Raw genomic sequence first — 381 nt, 5'->3', positions numbered from 1 at the left:
GCGAAAATACGTTGGTGAAAATGGTGAAAAATATATTGACGCTAACAAGGTGGCGGAAGAGGGTCGACTCCCTGCGCTGCCTCAAGGGCGTCGACACCGCGACCGCCGCCGACCTCGTGTTCGAGGCCGGCGAGTTCTCCAGGTTCAGGAACGCCCGCTCGTTCGCCGCGTGGGTCGGCCTGACGCCCTCCGAGCACTCCAGCGGGGAGAGCGACCGCAGGGGCGCGATCACCAAGGCCGGCAACAAGCACCTGAGAAAGACGCTGGTCGAGGCCGCGTGGCACTACCTGACGTGCTCCGGGCGGCCGAAGGACCTCGCCAAGGGCCAGGCCCCGGACCCGGCCGCCCGGAGGCATGCCGCCAAGGGCGTGCGGAGGCTGG

At 67.7% G+C, this 381-nt stretch carries 1 protein-coding gene; it reads left to right on the top strand.

Annotated elements, in window-relative coordinates; all coding sequences use genetic code 11:
* On the top strand, nucleotides 1-381 hold a 381-nt coding region (locus DW180_RS10105; protein WP_233545248.1), incomplete at both ends, for an IS110 family transposase.

Source organism: Collinsella sp. AM16-21 (assembly GCF_003471905.1).
GTDB lineage: Bacteria > Actinomycetota > Coriobacteriia > Coriobacteriales > Coriobacteriaceae > Collinsella.
This window is presented reverse-complemented; position numbering and strand designations above follow the sequence as displayed.